Annotated in this window: 18 protein-coding genes; 13 read left to right on the top strand and 5 right to left on the bottom strand. The window is 52.0% G+C overall.

From position 1 onward, the window contains the following. Positions 1-250: 250 nt before the first annotated feature. Positions 251-1,825, top strand: coding sequence for a sensor domain-containing diguanylate cyclase (locus H70357_RS32505; protein WP_038597813.1), 1,575 nt, complete (start codon positions 251-253; stop codon positions 1,823-1,825). 92 nt (positions 1,826-1,917) lie between these two features. On the opposite strand, the gene H70357_RS32500 is transcribed toward H70357_RS32505, so the two are convergent. Continuing rightward, positions 1,918-2,955, bottom strand: a complete 1,038-nt coding sequence (locus H70357_RS32500) for a copper amine oxidase N-terminal domain-containing protein (protein ID WP_038597811.1) — start codon at positions 2,953-2,955, stop codon at positions 1,918-1,920. 421 nt (positions 2,956-3,376) lie between these two features. On the opposite strand from H70357_RS32500, the gene H70357_RS32495 reads away from it, so the two are divergent. The 9 genes from H70357_RS32495 to H70357_RS32455 all read left to right on the top strand — a co-directional run bounded on the left by H70357_RS32495 (position 3,377) and on the right by H70357_RS32455 (position 11,362). Then, positions 3,377-4,090, top strand: a complete 714-nt coding sequence (locus H70357_RS32495; protein WP_038597809.1) for an HAD family hydrolase — start codon at positions 3,377-3,379, stop codon at positions 4,088-4,090. Between the two features lie 75 nt (positions 4,091-4,165). Continuing rightward, on the top strand, positions 4,166-4,444 hold the full coding sequence (locus H70357_RS32490) for a hypothetical protein (protein WP_038597807.1): 279 nt from the start codon (positions 4,166-4,168) through the stop codon (positions 4,442-4,444). 262 nt (positions 4,445-4,706) lie between these two features. Next, a complete protein-coding gene (locus tag H70357_RS32485; protein ID WP_036722718.1) occupies positions 4,707-4,907 on the top strand; it encodes a cold-shock protein in 201 nt (66 codons plus the stop codon). A gap of 121 nt (positions 4,908-5,028) precedes the next feature. Further along, positions 5,029-5,259, top strand: a complete 231-nt coding sequence (locus H70357_RS32480; protein ID WP_038597805.1) for a cold-shock protein — start codon at positions 5,029-5,031, stop codon at positions 5,257-5,259. 253 nt (positions 5,260-5,512) lie between these two features. Beyond that, positions 5,513-7,243 (top strand): sensor histidine kinase, encoded by a 1,731-nt coding sequence (locus tag H70357_RS32475; protein ID WP_442950487.1) that lies wholly within the window; start codon positions 5,513-5,515, stop codon positions 7,241-7,243. Next, complete coding sequence (locus H70357_RS32470; protein WP_038597803.1) at positions 7,203-8,003, top strand: response regulator transcription factor; 801 nt, start codon at positions 7,203-7,205, stop codon at positions 8,001-8,003. The genes H70357_RS32475 and H70357_RS32470 overlap by 41 nt, the downstream gene beginning before the upstream one ends. A 112-nt stretch (positions 8,004-8,115) precedes the next feature. Beyond that, entirely contained in the window at positions 8,116-9,471 is a 1,356-nt protein-coding gene (locus tag H70357_RS32465) for an extracellular solute-binding protein (RefSeq protein WP_038597801.1), read from the top strand. 93 nt (positions 9,472-9,564) lie between these two features. Then, the gene (locus H70357_RS32460; protein WP_038597799.1) at positions 9,565-10,446 is read left to right on the top strand and encodes a carbohydrate ABC transporter permease; all 882 of its coding nucleotides are present in this window, start codon (positions 9,565-9,567) and stop codon (positions 10,444-10,446) included. A 31-nt stretch (positions 10,447-10,477) separates the two neighbouring features. After that, entirely contained in the window at positions 10,478-11,362 is an 885-nt protein-coding gene (locus H70357_RS32455; RefSeq protein WP_038597797.1) for a carbohydrate ABC transporter permease, read from the top strand. Here the strand turns inward: H70357_RS32455 and H70357_RS32450 are convergent. Together H70357_RS32450 and H70357_RS32445 are read right to left on the bottom strand one after the other, a co-directional pair. After that, positions 11,352-11,957, bottom strand: a complete 606-nt coding sequence (locus tag H70357_RS32450) for a class I SAM-dependent methyltransferase (protein WP_038597795.1) — start codon at positions 11,955-11,957, stop codon at positions 11,352-11,354. The genes H70357_RS32455 and H70357_RS32450 overlap by 11 nt on opposite strands. A gap of 129 nt (positions 11,958-12,086) precedes the next feature. Further along, complete coding sequence (locus H70357_RS32445) at positions 12,087-13,472, bottom strand: MATE family efflux transporter (RefSeq protein ID WP_052092378.1); 1,386 nt, start codon at positions 13,470-13,472, stop codon at positions 12,087-12,089. Between the two features lie 280 nt (positions 13,473-13,752). On the opposite strand from H70357_RS32445, the gene hxlA reads away from it, so the two are divergent. Together hxlA and hxlB are read left to right on the top strand one after the other, a co-directional pair. Further along, on the top strand, positions 13,753-14,385 hold the full coding sequence (gene hxlA, locus H70357_RS32440; protein ID WP_038597793.1) for a 3-hexulose-6-phosphate synthase: 633 nt from the start codon (positions 13,753-13,755) through the stop codon (positions 14,383-14,385). Positions 14,386-14,392: 7 nt separating this feature from the next. Continuing rightward, a complete protein-coding gene (gene hxlB / locus H70357_RS32435) occupies positions 14,393-14,950 on the top strand; it encodes a 6-phospho-3-hexuloisomerase (protein WP_038597791.1) in 558 nt (185 codons plus the stop codon). Positions 14,951-15,029: 79 nt separating this feature from the next. On the opposite strand, the gene H70357_RS32430 is transcribed toward hxlB, so the two are convergent. Together H70357_RS32430 and H70357_RS32425 are read right to left on the bottom strand one after the other, a co-directional pair. Next, positions 15,030-15,350 (bottom strand): cupin domain-containing protein, encoded by a 321-nt coding sequence (locus H70357_RS32430; protein ID WP_038597789.1) that lies wholly within the window; start codon positions 15,348-15,350, stop codon positions 15,030-15,032. A gap of 263 nt (positions 15,351-15,613) precedes the next feature. Next, positions 15,614-18,259 (bottom strand): heparinase II/III domain-containing protein, encoded by a 2,646-nt coding sequence (locus tag H70357_RS32425; protein WP_038597788.1) that lies wholly within the window; start codon positions 18,257-18,259, stop codon positions 15,614-15,616. A 288-nt stretch (positions 18,260-18,547) separates the two neighbouring features. Here H70357_RS32425 and H70357_RS32420 point away from each other — a divergent pair, with 288 nt between their 5' ends. After that, positions 18,548-19,444: a carbohydrate ABC transporter permease gene (locus tag H70357_RS32420; protein WP_038597786.1), complete on the top strand. Its 897-nt coding sequence runs from the start codon at positions 18,548-18,550 to the stop codon at positions 19,442-19,444. Positions 19,445-19,467: the final 23 nt, after the last annotated feature.

The raw sequence follows: 19,467 nt of genomic DNA, 5'->3' as shown, positions 1-19,467 counted from the left end.
ACAGCACCCTAGCAATTGGAAACTGGCATAATTAAAAATTCGCTTCTCACCTTTTGAAGACTCTACGGGCTGCCCGTAGGGTCTTCCTGTATGTTTGGCCTGCCCTCTGCAGTAACCGGCGCATTTGCCGATTGGACATTCAGTTTCCACAATCCCGAAAAGAAAGTAATTTTTTCAAGGAGTGATTCATTTGTGCGAAATAGTAGGATATAATAAGGCAAAGCTATCTCAAAATTAGGAGAAATATGACATGCCATGGATGCAGGGTTATCCGTATTATTTACTAATGGGCAGTGTTCTAAGTCTCTACATGGGCGTCAGTTCATACAAGCACCGCAACACACCTGGAAGACGCTATTTATGGATTTTAATGTTGCTTGTCAGCGCAATCTTCGCGGCTACGGCCGGAGAAATCCTCTCCCTTTCTTTTCAGGCCAAGCTGTTTTGGAAAAATGTTCAGCAGGCTCCGCTGTTTTTGAGCACGATATTTACTTACGCGGCGATTAAAGAGTATGTGTCCCGTTCTTCGGAAGGGCTAGACCGGCGGCTTGCCTTCTTTTGCGCTCCGGTTGTGCTGGATGTTGTGCTGATTTTCACGGACTCCGCTCATCACCTGATGCGCAGTGAAGTTGGCATAACCACTGTAGCGGGGATAAGCGGAATAATGGTTGAGCCGACGGTTCTGAGTATGATCCTCATAGCCTACGACCAGCTCTTTGGTATATATGCCGTCTATCTGCTGGCCCTATCTCTGCTGAATGCACCCAAGTATTTTTTCAAGAGAAATCTGCTCTTGCTGGCCGGACTTATAATTCCGGTAATTTCTGTTTTCTTCCTCCCGCTCCTCAAAATTTCGGTTACAGGCTTTACGGCATTTACATATCTGCCTCCGGTACTGGCGGCGTACCTGTCCTTGTTCCGCGATCCTCGGCTTTCCCTATATCCGCTGGCCAAGAATAAGATCTTTGAGAATATGAAGGACGGCATCGTGCTGACGGACCGTTATGACAGCATTATCGACGTCAATAAAGTCGCGGAGACCATGTTATCGGCTTTGATTGGAGAGCAGACAAGAAGCTGGGAAGGCCGGAGCATCCATCATTTGCTGGAGCATTACGGTGACATCGCCAGTTATTACAGACAACGGGTTGAAGGGCAGTTCGAAGTCGAGGCCCCCGGCACCATGGACGTCTGTTACGGGGTGTCGCTAATTGCTTCAGGGCGCAGAGAGACGGGGCCTTCCGGCATGCTTATTGTGGTCAGCGATCTCAGTGAGAAGAAACGGTACGAGCGGGAGCTGCTCTATCAGGCAACGGTTGATGATCTGACCGGGCTGTACAACCGCAAGCATTTCATGCGGCTGGTGCAGAAGTACACGATTCGCGAGGGGGCAGGGATGGCCCTGCTGCTGTTCGACATAGATGATTTCAAATTGATCAATGATACATACGGGCACATAGCGGGTGATCAGGCTCTGGTCGATCTCTCCGGTAAAATACTTGCGGTGTACAAGGATAACGGCATTGCCGGCAGAGTGGGCGGTGAGGAGTTTGCCGTATGCTTTTTTACCGGCAGTGAGAGGGCAGCGCTGACGGAAGCTGAGAACTTCCGCGCCATAATGAGCGAGCATATTGTTCAACTGGACGGCGGACACAGCATCCAGCTCACCGTAAGCATCGGGATTGCGTTTACAGAGCACAGTGATATTACCTTTGAGGATTTATACCGTGAGGCTGACGAGGCGTTGTATCTATCGAAGGCTGCCGGCAAGAATAGAGTGACGCTGGGCCGCAAGCCTGTAATCAGAGAGGCAATTAAGGGATAAGATCTCTTAAGGAATATACAGAAGACCACACTTTCTGCAAAGGCAGTCAACGTGGTCTTCTGTATAAATCATCTTTGTGTCGCTCTGCCCAATTATTCCTGGACTGTCTCTACAACGACCTTCAGGGCTGTGCCGATCGGCGGCAGGCTTTTGGTCATTAAGGGGCTATAGAATCCGATAACCTTGGCACCTTGAACCAGTGTGCTTGCCTCTACAGCCTCGCCGCTTTCATTAACAAGTGCGGTATCTTCAGCCAGACGAAGCACAACCTCGCTTGGCGATTGCTCGCTAAGGGCAGTGCCTTTAATCCGGATGCTGAGCGAGCCGTCTTCAGCTTTGATCACTTCTTCCACAGTGCCTTGCGTCGCCAGCGTAGTGCCTTGCTTTTTCGAGTCCTGTACAGTGATTTTGTAAGCAGGGGTTTGCGGCGGCAGACTCAGGGTGGCGAACATGGCATGCTCTGCTTCCACGGTCATGCCGAGCTGAAGATCGGTAAATGCAAGCTTTGTGCCGTCAGCCATTTGGATAACGGTATCCTTGCCCACATTCAGCACAATACCTGCGGTGCCCGTACCTTTGATTTGTACAGACTGGAACTTACCGTCATTGCGAAGGGCAGTAATGACGCCACTCTCATTCTGATGTTCTACGGCTGGAGTAATCACGATTTGTTTTCCCTCCACGGAGATGGTTTGGTGCAGCACCTGGCTTACAAAGGAAGCCGGAACATACAGCTGGTTCCCTTTCATCTGCGGTGCTGTTCCGAGTGTTGTATACATTTTATTGATGGCATAGCGGTCTTCACCGTTCTTCACGGTTGTAAAGATGTTGCCCTTATTCAGATCAACAGCTTTGGTATCTGTATTCCATGTGACGGTAAACCCAAGCGCCGCAGCGACGGTGCGAAGGGGAATCAAGGGTTCTTTGGTACTGGAAGACTGAAATCCGGTATCAGAAAGGGTCGAGCCGTTGATTTCAATAGTGAAAGTTTTAGCCGCCGTGCTGGCGGATGCCTGTGGCGTTTTGTTGTTTTTGATGGAGGTTGTGGCTGGTGCGGCCGATACGACTCCTGCAGTAAGAGCCAATGACAATGTTAAGAGGGCAACGCTTGTTTTCAGTGACTTGTTCATGTGTGTAGTCTCCTTTAGTTGAGTAGAGTGTCAGGTGTGCGTCATCTTCTTAACGTTGATCATTTTGATTTTGTTGCAATTATTATGAATTGAATCTATAAGTACTCTATATAGATTGAATTCTGAGAATTACATTTAGGGAAAAGTGGCGGAGGGGAATTTTGGAACTGGAGGAGCGATAGCGTCCGCCTTTAGGTTTGGATTTCTACCGCTATTCGCGGTTAAAATCAGGAAATCTAAACCTAACAGCGGCCGGAAGTCCAAATATTCTCTGTAGTCACGGCCAATCCCAAATAGAAGAATAGAAGAATAGAAGAATTCTTGGTTCAATTTATATAGTTATAGTAAACTGAAAATATGAATTCTATCCGGCATTCTAACTGCGGTGGGCCGGACACAAACGAAATAAGGGGGCATTTTTATGTATCAAACCTATATTTTTGATCTGTACGGTACGCTGATTGATATTGAAACCGATGAAGAACGCCCCGAGGTATGGGAACGGCTGGCGCTCCACTTTAGCTACCACGGTATGAACATCACGGGAACAGAGCTGCAGGAAAGGTTCCTGGCGGAGCGGGACATCCAGCTTGCCGCTGCTGCACAGAGCTGTGAGTTTCCCGATTTCGTTATGGAGGAAGTCTTCCGGGTGGTGGCACGGGATTTGGGCGGAAGTCCGAACGAGGATTGGCTGCATGAAACGGTGAGATGGGTACGGACGTTATCCATGATTCATATCTCCCTGTACGACGGAGTGGCAGAAATTCTCCAGAGCTTAAGAGCCGGCGGCAAAAAAGTGTTCCTGCTGTCCAACGGACAGAAAACCTTCGTCGAGGCTGAACTGACTATGCTTGGCATCCTGCATTTGTTTGATGGGGTGGCTATCTCCTCGGAGGCGGGGGTGAGTAAGCCGGACCCGTTGTTTTACCGCTATTTGACGGACACCTACGGTGCGGACTTAAGCTCGGCGATTATGATTGGCAATGATCCGCGTACGGATATCGCCGGGGCTGCAGAAGTAGGGATTGACTCCTGTTATATTCAGACGGCATCTTCTCCCCGGGATGTTCCGGTGAAGAGCACTGTGCAGATCTGGGATGGAGATTTGCACAAAATCCCTGGATGGAGCCTGTAGCCGAAACGAAGCGCCGGCAGGTTGACTTGTGCTACAATAATGGAGCATAAATGCCTGAGGAGCTGACTAACGATTATGAGCGATAAAGTAAATGAGCAGGAATTGTTGGAGGTGCTGTCCGCCCAAACGAAGGTTGATCCGAAGCTGATCAAGCTGGTGCTGCAGCATGAGCAGAACTTTATCAACAATGCCAAAGCCAACAGCAAAGGCGAAGTTGATATAGACAACGATGACCTGGTTGATTATGTTACTGCCCAGCGTGATGTGAAGCTGGACGAACTGACAGTCGAGAATATTCTCGATGCAGAAATGGACTATCTGATGGACAAGGGGCTTGCAGGGTATATTGATTAGAAACCTTGCGGCTGGGAGCGGCTCATGGTTCACTCCGTCGAATCATGGGCAGCTGCTCCAAAAATAGTTTGCTGTTTTCTTTGCTTTCGGTAAATTAATGTGCTACAATGAAGTCAATCATAAATTTAACCCTTAATTCACATATTGTAAAAGGTTATCATTTGTGCGTATGAATCCTTTTCCAATGTGTGAATTTTTATTTGTTCGTACAATACGTAGGAATAAAAGGACATGTGTTAAATAAAATATTGGAGGTAATATTATGCAAACAGGTACAGTGAAATGGTTTAACGCAGACAAAGGTTTCGGTTTTATCGAGGTTGAAGGTGGAAGCGACGTATTCGTACACTTCTCCGCAATCACTGGTGAAGGTTTCAAATCTTTGGATGAAGGCCAACGCGTAGAGTTCAACGTAACTCAAGGCGCTCGTGGACCACAAGCCGAAAACGTTGTAAAACTGTAATTTCTTAAATCAAAGCTGTCCTTAACACAAGTTGAGGGCAGCTTTTTTTATTACGCATACCTGTCCTAACGTTCCTGAAAAGGTAATGAATCGTATGGATACGAACTAAGGAGGGGTACTTATGTATTTTCGTAAAAAAGCGCTGGAGGATCTTCCGCAGGAAGACACAGCCATTTGGTCCTGCACCAAAGAAGGCTGCACCGGTTGGATGCGCGATAATTTCGCCTTTCAATATGTGCCTACCTGCTGGCAATGCAATTCACCAATGACCCGAAGCATGAAGATCCTGCCTATGCTTGTCAACACGAATCATGAGATGAAGGAAATAAAGAAGGGAATTACAATTACGTAGTTTTCTCTTTCCGGTTGATTTGACTGGTTTTCTTCTAACGTCGATACCCTTAAGCTCCCTTGAATCGGGGACTGGCTTAGGGGTTTTTTGTTGTCCTGGAGTGCCCCCAATGACAATAGGTCTTGACCAAGCGGCAGCACTTCTGGAGAATAGAGCTGGAAGCGCTATCAGTGAAGGAGGGGCCAAAGTGTACGGAAGATTCAAAGAGCTGAATACGCTGCGCAATCAAATCTTTATCGGATTTCTGCTTGTGATGCTGATCATTATTGTCGTTTCGGGAGCATTTGTGTATGACCGGGTCTCTTCGCTGCTGAAAAATAATTCCGAGCGGCATATCCAGCAGACTGCGGTTCAGGCCAACGGAAGACTGGACGCACTGATCGGCCAGATAGACAGTCTCACAGAGCAGGTGGCCAATCATCCGACGGTCCAGCAGCTGCTGCTTGAAGAGCTGAACGGCCAGAAAGTATCCTTTAACCAGCGGCAGTCGCTGCTAAAGATTGTATCCAGCTATCAGGCTTACATGCCGAGTGTAGGCTCCCTTGAGCTGTATACTGCTGATTACCGGCTGTTGTTCCCGATTAAAGACGGCAGCCTGAGTACAAGGATTAACGGCAGCTATATTAGCGAAGCCAATGTGCAAAAGGGCAGACTGGTCTGGATTGGCGTCGATCCGAATGATGACCAGAGTCTGCTGGCGATCCGCCAGGTTAGCCTGATGGACCGCTGGTTCTCACGGGGCGGCTATCTCATGGCGCGGATCCAGCGGAGCTACTTTCAGCTGAATGATCCGCTTTCGGGCAGCGACAGCGGCGAGTCGATTCTGCTTGTCAGTGATGACGGCCAGCTGCTGGGCAGCAGCGAAGCGCCGGTGGCTAATCTGCTGCCGCTGCTCCACAGCAAGGACCAGACCGTCAGCTTCCAGGACAAAGAATATGTGCAGGTCAAGCTGCGCTCGGACAAGACCAACTGGACACTGCTGGTGCTTACGCCTGTCAGCTATGTGACGAAGGGGATCTCTGTGCTGCGGACGGTGCTGCTGGTTTCAGGGGCGCTTGGAACGATGTTATTTTTGATCATGTCGTTTGTGCTGTCTACCATGATTACGCGGCCGATCATGCATCTGATCCGGGCGATGCGCAAATCGCGGCTAGGGGTACTGACCCCCAATTTGCAGTCTGTATCTACGATGGAGCTTCGGGAGCTGAACAACACATACAATGGTATGATCACCAATATGAACGACTTAATCCGGGTAGTTTATGAAAAAGAAGTGCTGCAAAGCCGCACGGAGCTCAAAGCGCTGCAGGCGCAAATCAATCCCCATTTTCTATTCAACACCTTGGAGGCGTTCAATTGGTCGCTGGAGGAGAAAGGGGAAGAGGAGCTGGCCGGTCTGGTCGTAGTGATGTCGCGGCTGTTCCGTTATATCATCGGCAATCCGAACATGGATGAATGGGTAACACTTGGAGAAGAGGTGGAGCAGGTCCGGCGGTATTTGCAGATTATGGAGATGCGGATGGGCGAACGTCTGACCTGGAATGTCGAGCTGGCTCCGCAGGCTGCGGCTGTTCCGGTGCCGAAGCTGCTGATCCAGCCGATTGCCGAAAATGCGATTCTGCACGGAGTCGAGAGCCGTGTCGGCAGCGGATTGGTCAGCGTTGTTGTCCAGCCGTCACTCCGGCAGGGCTGGACGACAATAACTGTAAGTGATAATGGTCCGGGAATGGATGCGGACACGTTGCAGGCGCTCTACAATTCGCTGGAGGGCGGACCTTCTATCTCTTCCAAGGGAAACGGTGTGGGCCTTGTAAATGTTCAGCGGCGGCTTAAGCTCTACTATGGCCGGGAAAGCGCGGATCTTCAAGGAATGATGATCGACAGCAAACCGTCCCAAGGGACGGCCATTACCTTTGAAATACCGAACAATGGGGGATATACCTATGAGCCTGGGCAACAAAATGATTCTGGTCGTGGACGATGAGCCGCGGACCCGGCAGGGCATTAAGCAGACACTGGAAGTATGGGCAGCAGGGAGATACACCGTGGAAACCGCAGATAATGGGATTGAAGCCCGTGAACGGCTGCTACGCGGGCGGGTCCATCTGCTGATAACCGATGTCCGGATGCCGGAGGTCAGCGGTCTGGATCTGATCCGCTCGCTGGAGGGGCAGACGCGTAAGCCGGTGGTGATCGTCATTTCCGGCTATGCTGAATTTGAATATGTGCAGCAGGCACTGCAGCTGGGGGCAGTCAATTATCTGCTCAAGCCGCTGGACAAGGGTGAACTGCTGCAGGTGGTTGAAGCTGCCCTGAAGCGCGGGGAAGAGGAGCAGCGGCGTGAGAAGCTGGAGAAGCTGGTTGACCACAAACTGCTGGAGATGGATCCGGAGCGCAGCGGCATGGGAGAGCCGGTGAAAGAAGCGCTTGTGTACGTGGAGCAGCATCTGCAAGAGCAGCTGAGCATGGCTGAGGTGGCCGGGCTGATCCACCTGAACGCGAGTTACTTCAGTGTGCTGTTCAAGGAACAGACGGGGGTTCCCTTCAGCGAATATGTGTCGCGGCTGAGGGTTCAGCGGGCCAAGGAAATGCTGCTGCAGACGCGAATGTCCATCGGGGAGATCGGCGAGCGTGTAGGCTACCGCACGGACAAATATTTTATCAAGGTATTCAAATCCCTTGAAGGCATGAGCCCAAGCCGCTACCGCCAGCAGATGGGGGATAAGCAGACGGAAATCCAATAAAAGTGGAAGTTTTGCCAATGAGTGTGATCTTATAAACCTCTGGTTGAAATGTTAAAATTTGTTTGAGAGCGGTTACAGAATCCGCACAACTGAAAAAATGGAGGTTATAGCAATGCCAAGGAACAAGTTGACTAGAGGCCTGCTTTTGACTTTTACGCTGGCACTGATTCTCTCAGGCTGCGGCGGGACGAAGAATAATAACGCCGCGGGTGGCAGCGAGGCGGGAGCGGGGAACACAGAAGCGGCTACCGATGCTCCTGCGCAGAAAGTCACGATTAACATGATGCATTTATGGCCAGCGGGCAGCTCAGCCCAGCAGAATAAACTGGTCGGACAGATTATAGACGAATACCAGAAGGAGCATCCGAACGTTACTATCAAGCAGGAGGTGCTTGAGAACGAGCAGTATAAGAATAAGCTCAAGGTGCTGTCCGCTTCCAACGAGCTTCCCGATGTCGGAATTACATGGGCGGCAGGCTTCATGGAGCCTTATGTAAAAGGCGGCTTGTTCGCTCCGCTGGATGATATCTTGGGCGGGGCACAGCTGAAAGATAAATTCGTCGCAGGGACTACGGAAGCCTATGCGGTGGACGGCAAAACCTACGCGTTACCGATTGAGCTGAACATTTCACCGATTTACTACAACAAAGACATCTTCGCCAAACATAATCTGCAAGTACCGGCCACCTATGAGGAATTCAAGCAAGTTGTGAAAACGCTGTCCGATAATGGAGTGGCGCCGATTGCCCTCGGCAACAAAGACCGCTGGACCGGTTCACTGTGGTATATGTATCTGGCCGACCGGATTGCCGGCAGTGACACGCTGAAGAAAGCTACGAACGGTACAGGCTCCTTCGATGATCCGGGCCTCATCAAGGCGGCAGCCGAAGTGCAGACTCTGGTTGACATGAACGCCTTCAACAAGGGCGTCAACGGCTTGTCCAACGATGAAGGCAAGTCCGAATTCATGAATGAAAAAGCGGCTATGTACCTGATGGGTACCTGGGAGCTTCCGAACTTTACGACAAACCCTGATATTCCGCAGGAATTCAAGGACAAGGTAGGCTTCTTCAAATTCCCGACCGTTGATGGCGGCAAGGGCAACATCAACAGCTGGGTGGGCGGTCCCGGTGTCGGCCTGTTCGTAGCCGAGTCCTCCAAGGTGAAGGAAGAGGCTAAAGCGTTTGTGGAGTACTTTGTCTCCAAGTGGGGTGAAGAATCCGTTACCACTGCCGGCGTAATCCCGGCTACCAAGGTCGATACAGCGAACAGCAATTTGCCTCAGCTGTATGTAGATCTGCTGAATGAGCTGAACAATGCCAGCAGCATCACGCTGTTTGCCGATGTGCAAATGAAACCGGGCGCTGCACAAGTCCACCTGGATATGATTCAGGCGCTGTTCGGCAAGGCGGTAACCCCCGAACAATTCGCCGCCAAACATAAAGAAGCTGTAGAGAAAGGCAATTAAGAATAGAGTGTGAAGCGGAAGCCTCAGGTTGGCTGCGGGGACTTCCGCCCCCTTTAATACGAGTATTTCAGGAAGGAAAGGAGGGATTGCGCCATGGCGAAAGTGATGTCCAACAAGCTGGTGATCGCACTGTATGTGCTGCCTTCCCTGCTGCTCATCATGGGCATTATTTATATTCCGATTGTCCTGACCGGTTATTATGGACTGAACCAGTGGGACGGCATCGGCAAGATGGTATTCATCGGACTGGACAATTATAAGGAGCTGGTGCGGGACAATGCCTTCTGGCAAAGTGCACTGCATTCCCTGCTGCTTGCTTTGTTCTCGGGCATCAGCCTCATCGGTTATCTAGGGATTGCTCTGGTCTTATCCGGCAAAATCAAGGGCGCAAATCTGCTGCGCAAAATTTACCTGATCCCCATGCTGCTGTCTTCCGTAGCCATCGCGCAGTTGTGGATGAAGATCTATCATCCCACCAATGGTGTGCTGAACAGCCTGCTGACTTCTCTCGGGGTCGACAATCCGCCGTCCTGGCTGGCTGAGCCCTCGATCGTGCTGATTGCATTGTTTATCCCGATTATTTGGCAATATGCCGGTTTTTATATTCTGATTTATTATGCTGCCTTAAAGAACATTCCCGAATCGCTGATGGAAGCCGCGCGGATAGACGGGGCCAATCCTTGGCAGATCGCCACCCGGATCAAGCTGCCGCTGATCAGTGAGGTGATTAAGGTGACGGTGGTGCTGTCGGTGGTGGGGTCGCTGAAATATTTTGATCTCATTTATGTCATGACTGACGGGGGACCGAACGGGGCTAGTGAAGTTATGGCATCTTATATGTATCACAAGGCCTTCCGCAGCTTTGACTTCGGATATGGCAGCGCGGTCGGGTTCTTCCTGCTGCTGATCTGTCTGGTGGCCACTTATCTGATCCGTAAGGCGACTGCTTCGAAAGATACGATCCAGTATTCTTAAATATTGCCCGCCTTGAAAGGAGGAGCCTATCATGAGAACTCAAGCCGCTGCGGGCTACCCGCCGATTCGGCAGCGCAGCGGGGTACCGCTCTTGCACAGAACCGGTTATGGCGTTATGTACCTCGCCCTTATCGCCGTAGCTGTGATCCAGGTGCTGCCGCTAGTCTGGCTGCTCATTTTCTCACTGAAGAACAATCAGGAAGTATTCAACATGGCTCCATTCGCCATTCCGGCGCATCCGCACTGGAGCAATTATGAAAATGTATGGGTCAACGGAAATATAGGACAGTATTTTCTGAACAGCGTCTGGATCACGGCGGTTGCACTGGTGCTTACGGTGTTGCTGGCCAGCTTCGTCACCTTTGCCGTGACCCGCATGATCTGGAAGGGCAGATCACTGGTACTGGGCCTGTTTATGGTCGGGCTGATGATCCCTGTCCATTCCACATTGATTCCGCTGTTCAGTATGTTTCTGAAGCTGCATTTAACGGATAATCCGCTGTCGATCATTCTGTCGTATGTGGCGTTCAACCTGCCCACAACGATTATGATTCTGCTTGGCTTCTACTATGCGCTGCCGAAGGAAGTGGAGGAGGCGGCAATTATTGACGGTTGCTCGGTGAACAGAATGTTCTTTAAGATTGTGCTGCCGATGACTTCGTCCGTGCTGGCGACAACAGCCATTATCAATATGATCTACAACTGGAACGAGTTCATCTTCGTCAACACATTCATCAGCTCTGATAAATACAAGACGCTAACCGTAGGGGTCCAGAATTTTATCGGCCAGTATACTACAGACTGGGGGGCGATCGGTGCCACGCTGATGATCAGCATTCTGCCGATTCTGCTGGTGTTCCTGATTATGAGTGAACGGATAGTCGAGGGCATTGCCGCCGGTTCTGTTAAAGGCTGACGCGTGTGCAGGAGAAGCGGTATAATTCTTCATCCTCAATCGTAATCCCGTCAAAACCATGCTGGCCAGCCAGCTCTATCAGTTCCTGATCCGGAGGAATCGGTTCACGTATGCTGCTGTAGCCAATCCGCGCATGATGCTCTTTAAGTCCCTGCCTGGTCCTGGAATGGGCAATCATAAATGTACCGCCGGGATTCAGACTGCGCTCCGCGTTGACGAACAGCATCTCCAGATTTACGAAATGGGGAATGCTGTTATAGATCAGCACATAATCAAAGCCGGATTCGCAAGTGAAGGGATCTTCGAAGTCAACACACTGCGTCTCTGCTTCAGGATAGCCTTCCCGCAGCGCTTCCAGCATCGCACTTGAGATGTCGAGGGCCAGATAGCGGCCTGGGCGGATACCGAGCTTGTGCAGCGCAGCGGGTATGACACCGGTGCCGGAAGCTACGTCCAGCAGGCTCTGCCCTGCTTTTATGCCCAGAGCTTGGACAACCTTCTGTGCCAGTGCAACGGCTTCTTCGCTGTTGTTCCACCCGGCGGCCAGGGCATTGAAATGTTCAATTTCACTTTCTTTCGGTGAATGTGTGGTCATATGCGGCCTCGTCTCCTGTTATGTATTTTTATGGAATCATTATAAATGAAAAAAGGCGGTTCGTCAGGTCGAAAAGACCTTGGCGAACCGCCTTCTTCAAGATATAAGCTGTTTCATCTTGCGGAATACTTAATGTGCTGCAGCAGGGGAGGGGGTAACCGGTGTCTCTGCATCATGCTGGATCAGCCCGTGTTTCTCCCAGGCTCTGCTCTTCCAGCGGAAATACATAATCACGGCTCTTACCCATTCGTCAAAAGCGGTGGCCAGCCATACCCCGGCCAGGCCGAGATCAAGCGTGAACACCAGAAAATAGCCAAGCGGCAGACTCATGCAGACCATGGAGATCAGCCCCATATAAACAGGGAACTTAGCGTCGCCCGAGGCCCGCAGAGAGTTAATGATCACCAGGTTGCAGGTGCGTCCCGTCTCCAGGAAGAAGCTGAGCAGGATGACCTGGGCACCCATCCGGACAATGCTCTCATTGTCGGTGAAAAGTCCGAACAGCGGCACACGGAAGGCGATAACAATGACATCCATAATTACGGTGACAAGCAGAGCCCACTTCACACTGGAGAATACCCGCGAATAGGCTTCCTCGGGGCGTTTTGCACCGACCAAATGTCCAACAATGATCGAGGTGCCCATGGATACTGCGACGCTGAACAAGAAAATATAACTCGAGATATTCAGCGCGTATTGGCGTGTGGCCATCGCTTCAGCGCCCAAATACGTAATATACAGCGTAAATACCAGCTGGCAGGATTGATAGGTAATGGATTCAAAAGCAGACGGAATGCCGATTTTGAGAATCTGCAGCACGTACTTTTTGGAGAGGTGGATGTAATAGGTCCATTTGACCCTTACCTCCACGATCCGGTACAGCAGCAGGAAGAATAGTACCAGCGTGATCAGCCGGCTCAGCACTGTGGAAATGGCCGCACCCTGTACTCCCATTGCAGGCAAGCCGAAATGCCCGAAGATCAGAATGTAGTTGCCGGCCACATGAATGATATTCATGAGCAGGGAGACCATCATCGTCTGCTTCGTGAAGCCGTGCGTGCGGATTGTGGTCGCCAGCGCGTTAAGCAGCGCCTGCAGAAAAATACCGCCTCCGACAATGTTCATATACATTCTGGCATAGACGAGGATATCGCCCTGCACATTCAACGCAGTCAGCAGGCTTCCGCCGAACAGCAGCAGAACTGCGCTTAGAATGAGGCCTACGGCCAGATTGAGCGTAATTGCATTTCCGGTTACATTAGCCGCTTCCTGCGGTTTCTTCGAACCGAGATATTGGGAGACGACGATGGCTGCGCCGTTTCCGATTACACTGAGTACTAGAATAGCTATAGCTATAATCTGATTCGCTGCACCCACGCCGGATACGGCATCGTCCGATACTGAACTGATCATAAATGTATCGACGCTGCCCATGAGCATGAACAGGAATAGCTCCAGGAAAATCGGCCAGGTCAGCTTAATCAGGTTGAACTCTTGATGTTTTTCTTGCTCCATAATACACCTTCTTATTTTTATTGCCCGTACTAATGTAAATGCTTTAGTCCCAAACAAAATGTATGTTAGCACAGCTTTTATGAAAATGCAGTATTTTTACGAAAATAATGAAAAATTGGATGAATTTCTTTCAAGATTGGCATCATTTAAGCCTCTGCGCAGCACAATAGTATCCTCCAGGTAACTACATCACAATAAAGTGCCTACTTCCCTTTTGGGCTGTATGAACTTACACTTAGTGCAACACTTACAAAAATACACTAAAGAGGAGATTTATCATATGAAGCTACAATTAGCATTAGATCTTGTGGATATCGCCGGAGCCAAGGAAATCGTCTCGGAGGTGGCCGAATTTATTGATGTTGTGGAAATCGGCACACCGATTGTTATTAATGAAGGATTGCACGCGGTGAAGGCCATTAAAGAAGCTTTCCCGGCGCTGACCGTACTGGCTGATCTGAAAATTATGGATGCAGGCGGTTATGAAGTGATGAAGGCCGTGGAGGCGGGTGCGGATATCGTTACCGTGCTGGGTGTTTCCGATGATTCGACGATTAGAGGTGCCGTTGAGGAAGCCAAGAAGACGAATAAAGAGATTCTGGTTGACCTGATCAACGTCAAGGATATCAAGGCAAGAGCCGCTGAAGTGGACGCACTGGGTGTGGATTATGTGTGTGTACACTCCGGTTATGATCATCAGGCCGAAGGCAAAAATTCCTTCGCCGATCTCCATGCGATCAAGAGCGTAGTGAAGCGGGCTAAAACTGCGATTGCCGGGGGGATTAAGCTGAGCACACTGCCGGAAGTCATTGCAGCTGGACCTGACCTCGTTATCGTTGGCGGCGGCATCACCGGTGAAAGTGACCAGAAGGCAGCGGCGGCAGAAATGAAACGCCTTGTGAGCCAGGCCTAAGGCTCGTATGGATACCGTTAGCTACGCACAGGAAATAGTGAAGGAGCTGCAGCGCTCGGCAGCGCAGCTTGATGCAGCAGAAGCTGAGGAATTTGCAGCGCTGCTGCTGCGCTCCGGCAAGGTATTCGTCGCCGGGGCGGGCCGGTCGGGGCTGATGGGCCGGGCCTTTGCTATGCGGCTGATGCATGCCGGCAAAGAGGCCTATGTAGTCGGCGAGACTGTGACGCCGGGAATCGAAGCGGGCGATGTTCTGGTGCTTGGTTCGGGATCGGGTGAAACGAAGAGTCTGCTCGCGATGGCGGAGAAAGCCAAGGCGCTTGGCGCGGCGGTTGCCGCTGTGACCATTGCGCCGGAGTCGACGATCGGTAAGCTGGCTGATTATACAGTGAAGCTGCCGGGCTCTCCGAAGGAACAGAACGGCGGAGAGCGCGCCACCATCCAGCCTATGGCCTCCTTGTTTGAACAGACCCTGCTCGTCTTCTATGATGCTGTGATTTTGCGGATGATGGAGCAGACCGGCCAGACCACTACGCAGATGTTCGGCAAGCATGCCAACTTGGAATAAAACAAACCACGCCTGTCCGGGCAGCCGGACAGGCGTGGTTTATTTAGGTGTAATTTGCCGCAGATCCAATGGTTGCAACCTAGCGCTTAAGCAGATCCTCACGGATAGGAGTGAAGACATCGAGCAGCGCTGAATCTGCCTCCAGTGCAGTCACGCCATGTTTGGCATTTCCCGGTATGGCAATGCTCTGGCCTGCTCCTATGCAGTACTCCTTGCCATCAATGCGGAACACAAAGCTTCCACGCAGACAGTAACTCATCTGCTCATGCGGATGGCTGTGCTCATAGCCCTCGGCTCCCTCTTCGAAATGAACCTCCATCATCATCAGACTGGCTGCCGCATTCAGGATGCAGCGTTTGACGCCCGGCTCCGCCGGTTCCCATACTCCAAGATTGCTCATGTCTATTTCCTCCTTAGGATAGTTGGATTTGCAATACAATTGCTGCCTGACAAGGGCAGTAATTGAGGCAGCAGCGCCGGATGCTTAGGATGATTGTATTTCATGCAACAGAATAAGTATTAGACTGCGGTAAAACTCAATCTGTTGTATTTCATGCAGCTGATTTCGGATGTATTGGATGAAATAGTCCTTTTTTTTAAGAATCTGTTGCACGAAGTGCAGGAGATTCAGTTTTTAGGCCAAGTTATGGTCTTTCTGCTGTATCAAGTGCAATTGATGGGCCTCGCGGCGGCAATCTGAATTGTTCCAGGCTCAAGGTAAAGGATGTCTCCTTCCGAGTCCTCGAGAAATGTCAGCCCAGCCTGCGAAATTCCGGCTTCCGCAGCTTGGGCCGCTGTGTAACCAGCCACTGCCCCTCCAGCCAAAGCCGTTTCTGCTGTGCCGAGCAGCCTGAGCGGTACTCCGCCGGGAACGCGGATGCGGCGGGTCATTGTGGAGCCGTTGATGGCGGCGACACACCAAACGCCGTCTGCGCGGGCGATCTTATACAAGCGGACGCCTTCTCCGGCTTCTTCGCACTCCAACGGCTCCAGCCGGAGTGCGGGAGCCGCTGCTGCCCGGGGATGCAGCAGCACCACATAGTCCTCACCAGCGTTGCCGTGCACACGGAAATGCTGCTGCGCGGCCAGCGGGTACGCTCCGCCTACGGCACCCTCTCCGGTCGTAATGACCGGAAGGGCAGGCTCGGCGATATGCGTGCTCAGCCGCATGCCGCCTAAGCCTACAGCGTCAATGGCCTGCTCCGTGACTTCGGCCTCCGTACTCAGCGTATGCAGATTCCAGACACTGTCTGCCCCACCCTCAATCCGGTCCCAGACCAGATAAGCGTCAAAACCCGCTTTGATGAACAAGAAATGCCGCTCATATTCTCCGGCCCGCGCATCGGGAATGAGACTTTTTGCATAATCCAGCTCCTCTGAGAAGCAGACCTCCCGGCAGACGCTTTGCAGCGGACCGTCCAGAATGTCTCCCGTTTCACCGGTGAACTGGACGACGTTATGCGCGGCTCCGGACACATACCAGTGGCGGTCCCCGTTGTAATAGCCGCCGGTTCCGGCATCCAGCGTCAGGGGAACCCCATCTGCCCAGATGGAGAAATGGCCTTCATCATGATGGGCGTGATAGGTCAGCGGTGAAGCCTCGTAAATGGCATAATGCTGCAGGTTCTGCTCTCCGCCGCGGAAGATGACATAGCCGATGCCTGGATAATGTACGGAGCGGAGAGTAGGTTTCTGCTCTGGAAGATCCGGCTGCGGATACAGCAGCGCGACCAGCGGCAGCGGGAAGGCTCCGGTATCCTGGACGGGCGCGCCGCCGTGCTTCCAGGTCCAGATCATTTCCGCTGCCAGCTGCGGATCTTCCTCTGCATAGAATCGGGCTGCGTAGCCGAGCAGGCGGAACCATTGTTCCTGCACATTGGCATCGCCGACAGCCGGAGTAAGCAGAACGGGCGCACCGGAAGGGCCGCCTTGAATAATGTCCTCTGCTGTCACGATGCCTATCAGGAAGCGGTACATCGCCTTTACCTTGGGATGCCGGAAATAATCAATTCCCCTCAGGCGCCTCAGCAGGGCAAAGAAAAGGAAATAACGGTGCAGTACGGCGCCGTGATAGCGTACATTTTCCGGCCATGCGCCCTCCGCATCAACCACTTCCGCGAGCTGCCAGTCGATCACGGAGCGGGCATGCTCCAGGTATGCTCCGCTTTCGGCCTCCTGCGGGAAGAGGAGCGCATAGACCCCGAGCCCGGTTGCCCGGTCGGCATTCCAGTTGCTGCGCTTGCCGCCCTTCTCGTCCGGGAAGGTCGTAAGGTCGAACCGGTAGTAGACGGTATCCATCATCATCGCCGCGATATAGCGGAAATCGGCGAGCAGTGCCGCCGTTTCCCCGGCAGCGAGCGCTCCGCTGCCTGCAATCTGGTCATAGATGACCGAGGCGGCGGCCAGCCCCCGGCCGATATGCACAGCGCCGTAGGTATCGTCGTCATGCCAGCCGTCCCGGCGGAAAATATCCATGCCAAGCCGCATATCGGCAAGCATGTATTGCAGCTTGCGCTTGGCCAACCCGGCATACTGCTCTTCACCCGAGACCATATAAAGGTTGGCATCCGCACCGGCAGCCTCCAGCAGATACGCCCAGTTGGTCAGCGTGGGCCGGTTGAAAAGCGGGGACAGCCGCTCCAGTCCAAGCGGTTGTCCTGCGGAATCGAGAAAAGTAACCCCGGTGTATATGCCGCCGTTAACAAGAGGGGCTTCCAGACTAAGCTCTGTCTGGATACCGTAATAATCCCCTGCGCATACAGGCAGGAGCTCCTCATAACGTAGAACCGTCCACTCTGCCTCCGCTGTATTGTTGATTCGTACGCTCCGCACATGGTCCTCCGGCACGCCGCCAGCCGGAGTCACCCCGGAAGGCTGCAGGCCGCTTCCGCTGCCGGACAGTTGCTCCAGCACAATGGTACTGCCGCTTCCCGGCATTTGGGTCCAGCCGTTCAGCGCCTCCCCGAAGCTGCCGTTTATCAGTGCCACCGGCAGTCCAAGCTGGGAATGTGTCAGGCGCACGCCGCAGGTACGGGCAACGCCCTGTCCCCGGACATGAACAGCCAGCTTCAGGAAGGCGGTCCCGGCGGGAACTTTGAAGACGAAGGGTTCTACCCGGAATACACCGAGGCCGCTAAGCGGAACGGCCGCCTCGCGGGCGGCAAATTGTCCGGACAGTTGCTGATGTCTTGCGTATTCCTGCGCAATTGCGGGAATCTGTTCAATTCTGCTGCGGATTTCCCCCAGTTGTTCCCGGTCATAGCAGCCGAAGGGGCGGGCTTCGGCTGCGCCGTTATATGCTGAATTCATTGGTAGAATCAAACCTCCCTGTGAAGTTGTAATCCTGTTCTGTTATTTACTTTCTTCTTTAATTATAGCTGTCCCGGGAGCGAATCAGGGATGGATAAAAACAGGAAGCAGAGGGGACAAAGCGACTGAAAACTGCCTGGCAAAGTGACGTCTTGACCTCGGGGCTTATTTTAAATGAAAAAGTGAAATTCTCCCCCTTAGCGCAGTCGGTTTCTCCCTAACTGTGTATGCACAGAGGGACGTATGATTAGGACAGAAGCGCAAGTCCAATGACAGGAGGAACAATCAATGAATGAAACGAAACGTCAAATAAACGCCTGGACCTTTGTAGCGCCCAGCTTGATTCTGACGCTGATTTTTGGGGTGTACCCTATCTTTTGGGCTTTAAAGTACATGTTCTACGATTATCAGGGCTTCGGCACACCGCTTTTCATCGGCCTGGATAATTTCGAGCGGCTGTTCCGTGATAAGGATTTCTGGCAGTCCGTGGTCAACACCTTCATCTATGCAGGCGGCAAACTTGTGATTACCATCCCGCTGTCATTTGTACTGGCGGTAATTCTCAACCGCGCCTTGAAGGGGCGCCAGCTGCTGCGGGCGATTTATTTCATGCCTACCGTGATCAGTGCTTCGGTGATGGCGATTGTGTTCTACGTTATTTTCAACTCTTACAACGGAATGGTGAATCAGCTGCTCATGGGCGCGGGAATTGTATCCGCTCCCATAGACTGGCTGGGCGCCAAGCACGCCTTAATCACGGCGATTATTATCGCAATCTGGGGTGCGGTCGGCAACTATATGCTGCTCTTTATTGCCGGGCTGCAGAATATTCCGGAGGATCTTTATGAAGCCGCTTCCCTGGACGGCGCGGGGCCGCTGCGGAAGATGTGGAGCATTACCGTTCCGATGCTGGGACCTGTGCTGCAAATGATCATCATGCTGGCGATTACCGTCTCTCTGAAAGGCTACGAGAGCATTATGGTGCTGACCGAGGGCGGGCCGTACGGCAAGACGGAAGTTATGTATCTGTACCTCTATAAACTGTTTTTCCCTGTATCGAGCGGAGGATCGAGCATCCAGCAGTTTGGTTACGGGAGCGCGGTCGGGTTCACCACTGCGGTTATCGTCGGTCTGATCACTCTGGTTTACTTTTATGTATCCAAGAAGCTGAATGATATCTATTAAAAGAGAGGAGAATGTACAGTGAG

The sequence above is a fragment of the Paenibacillus sp. FSL H7-0357 genome, from assembly GCF_000758525.1.
Taxonomy (GTDB): Bacteria; Bacillota; Bacilli; order Paenibacillales; family Paenibacillaceae; genus Paenibacillus_AQ.
Note: the sequence above shows the minus strand (reverse complement) of the source record. Positions and strands in the feature narration are given on the sequence as shown.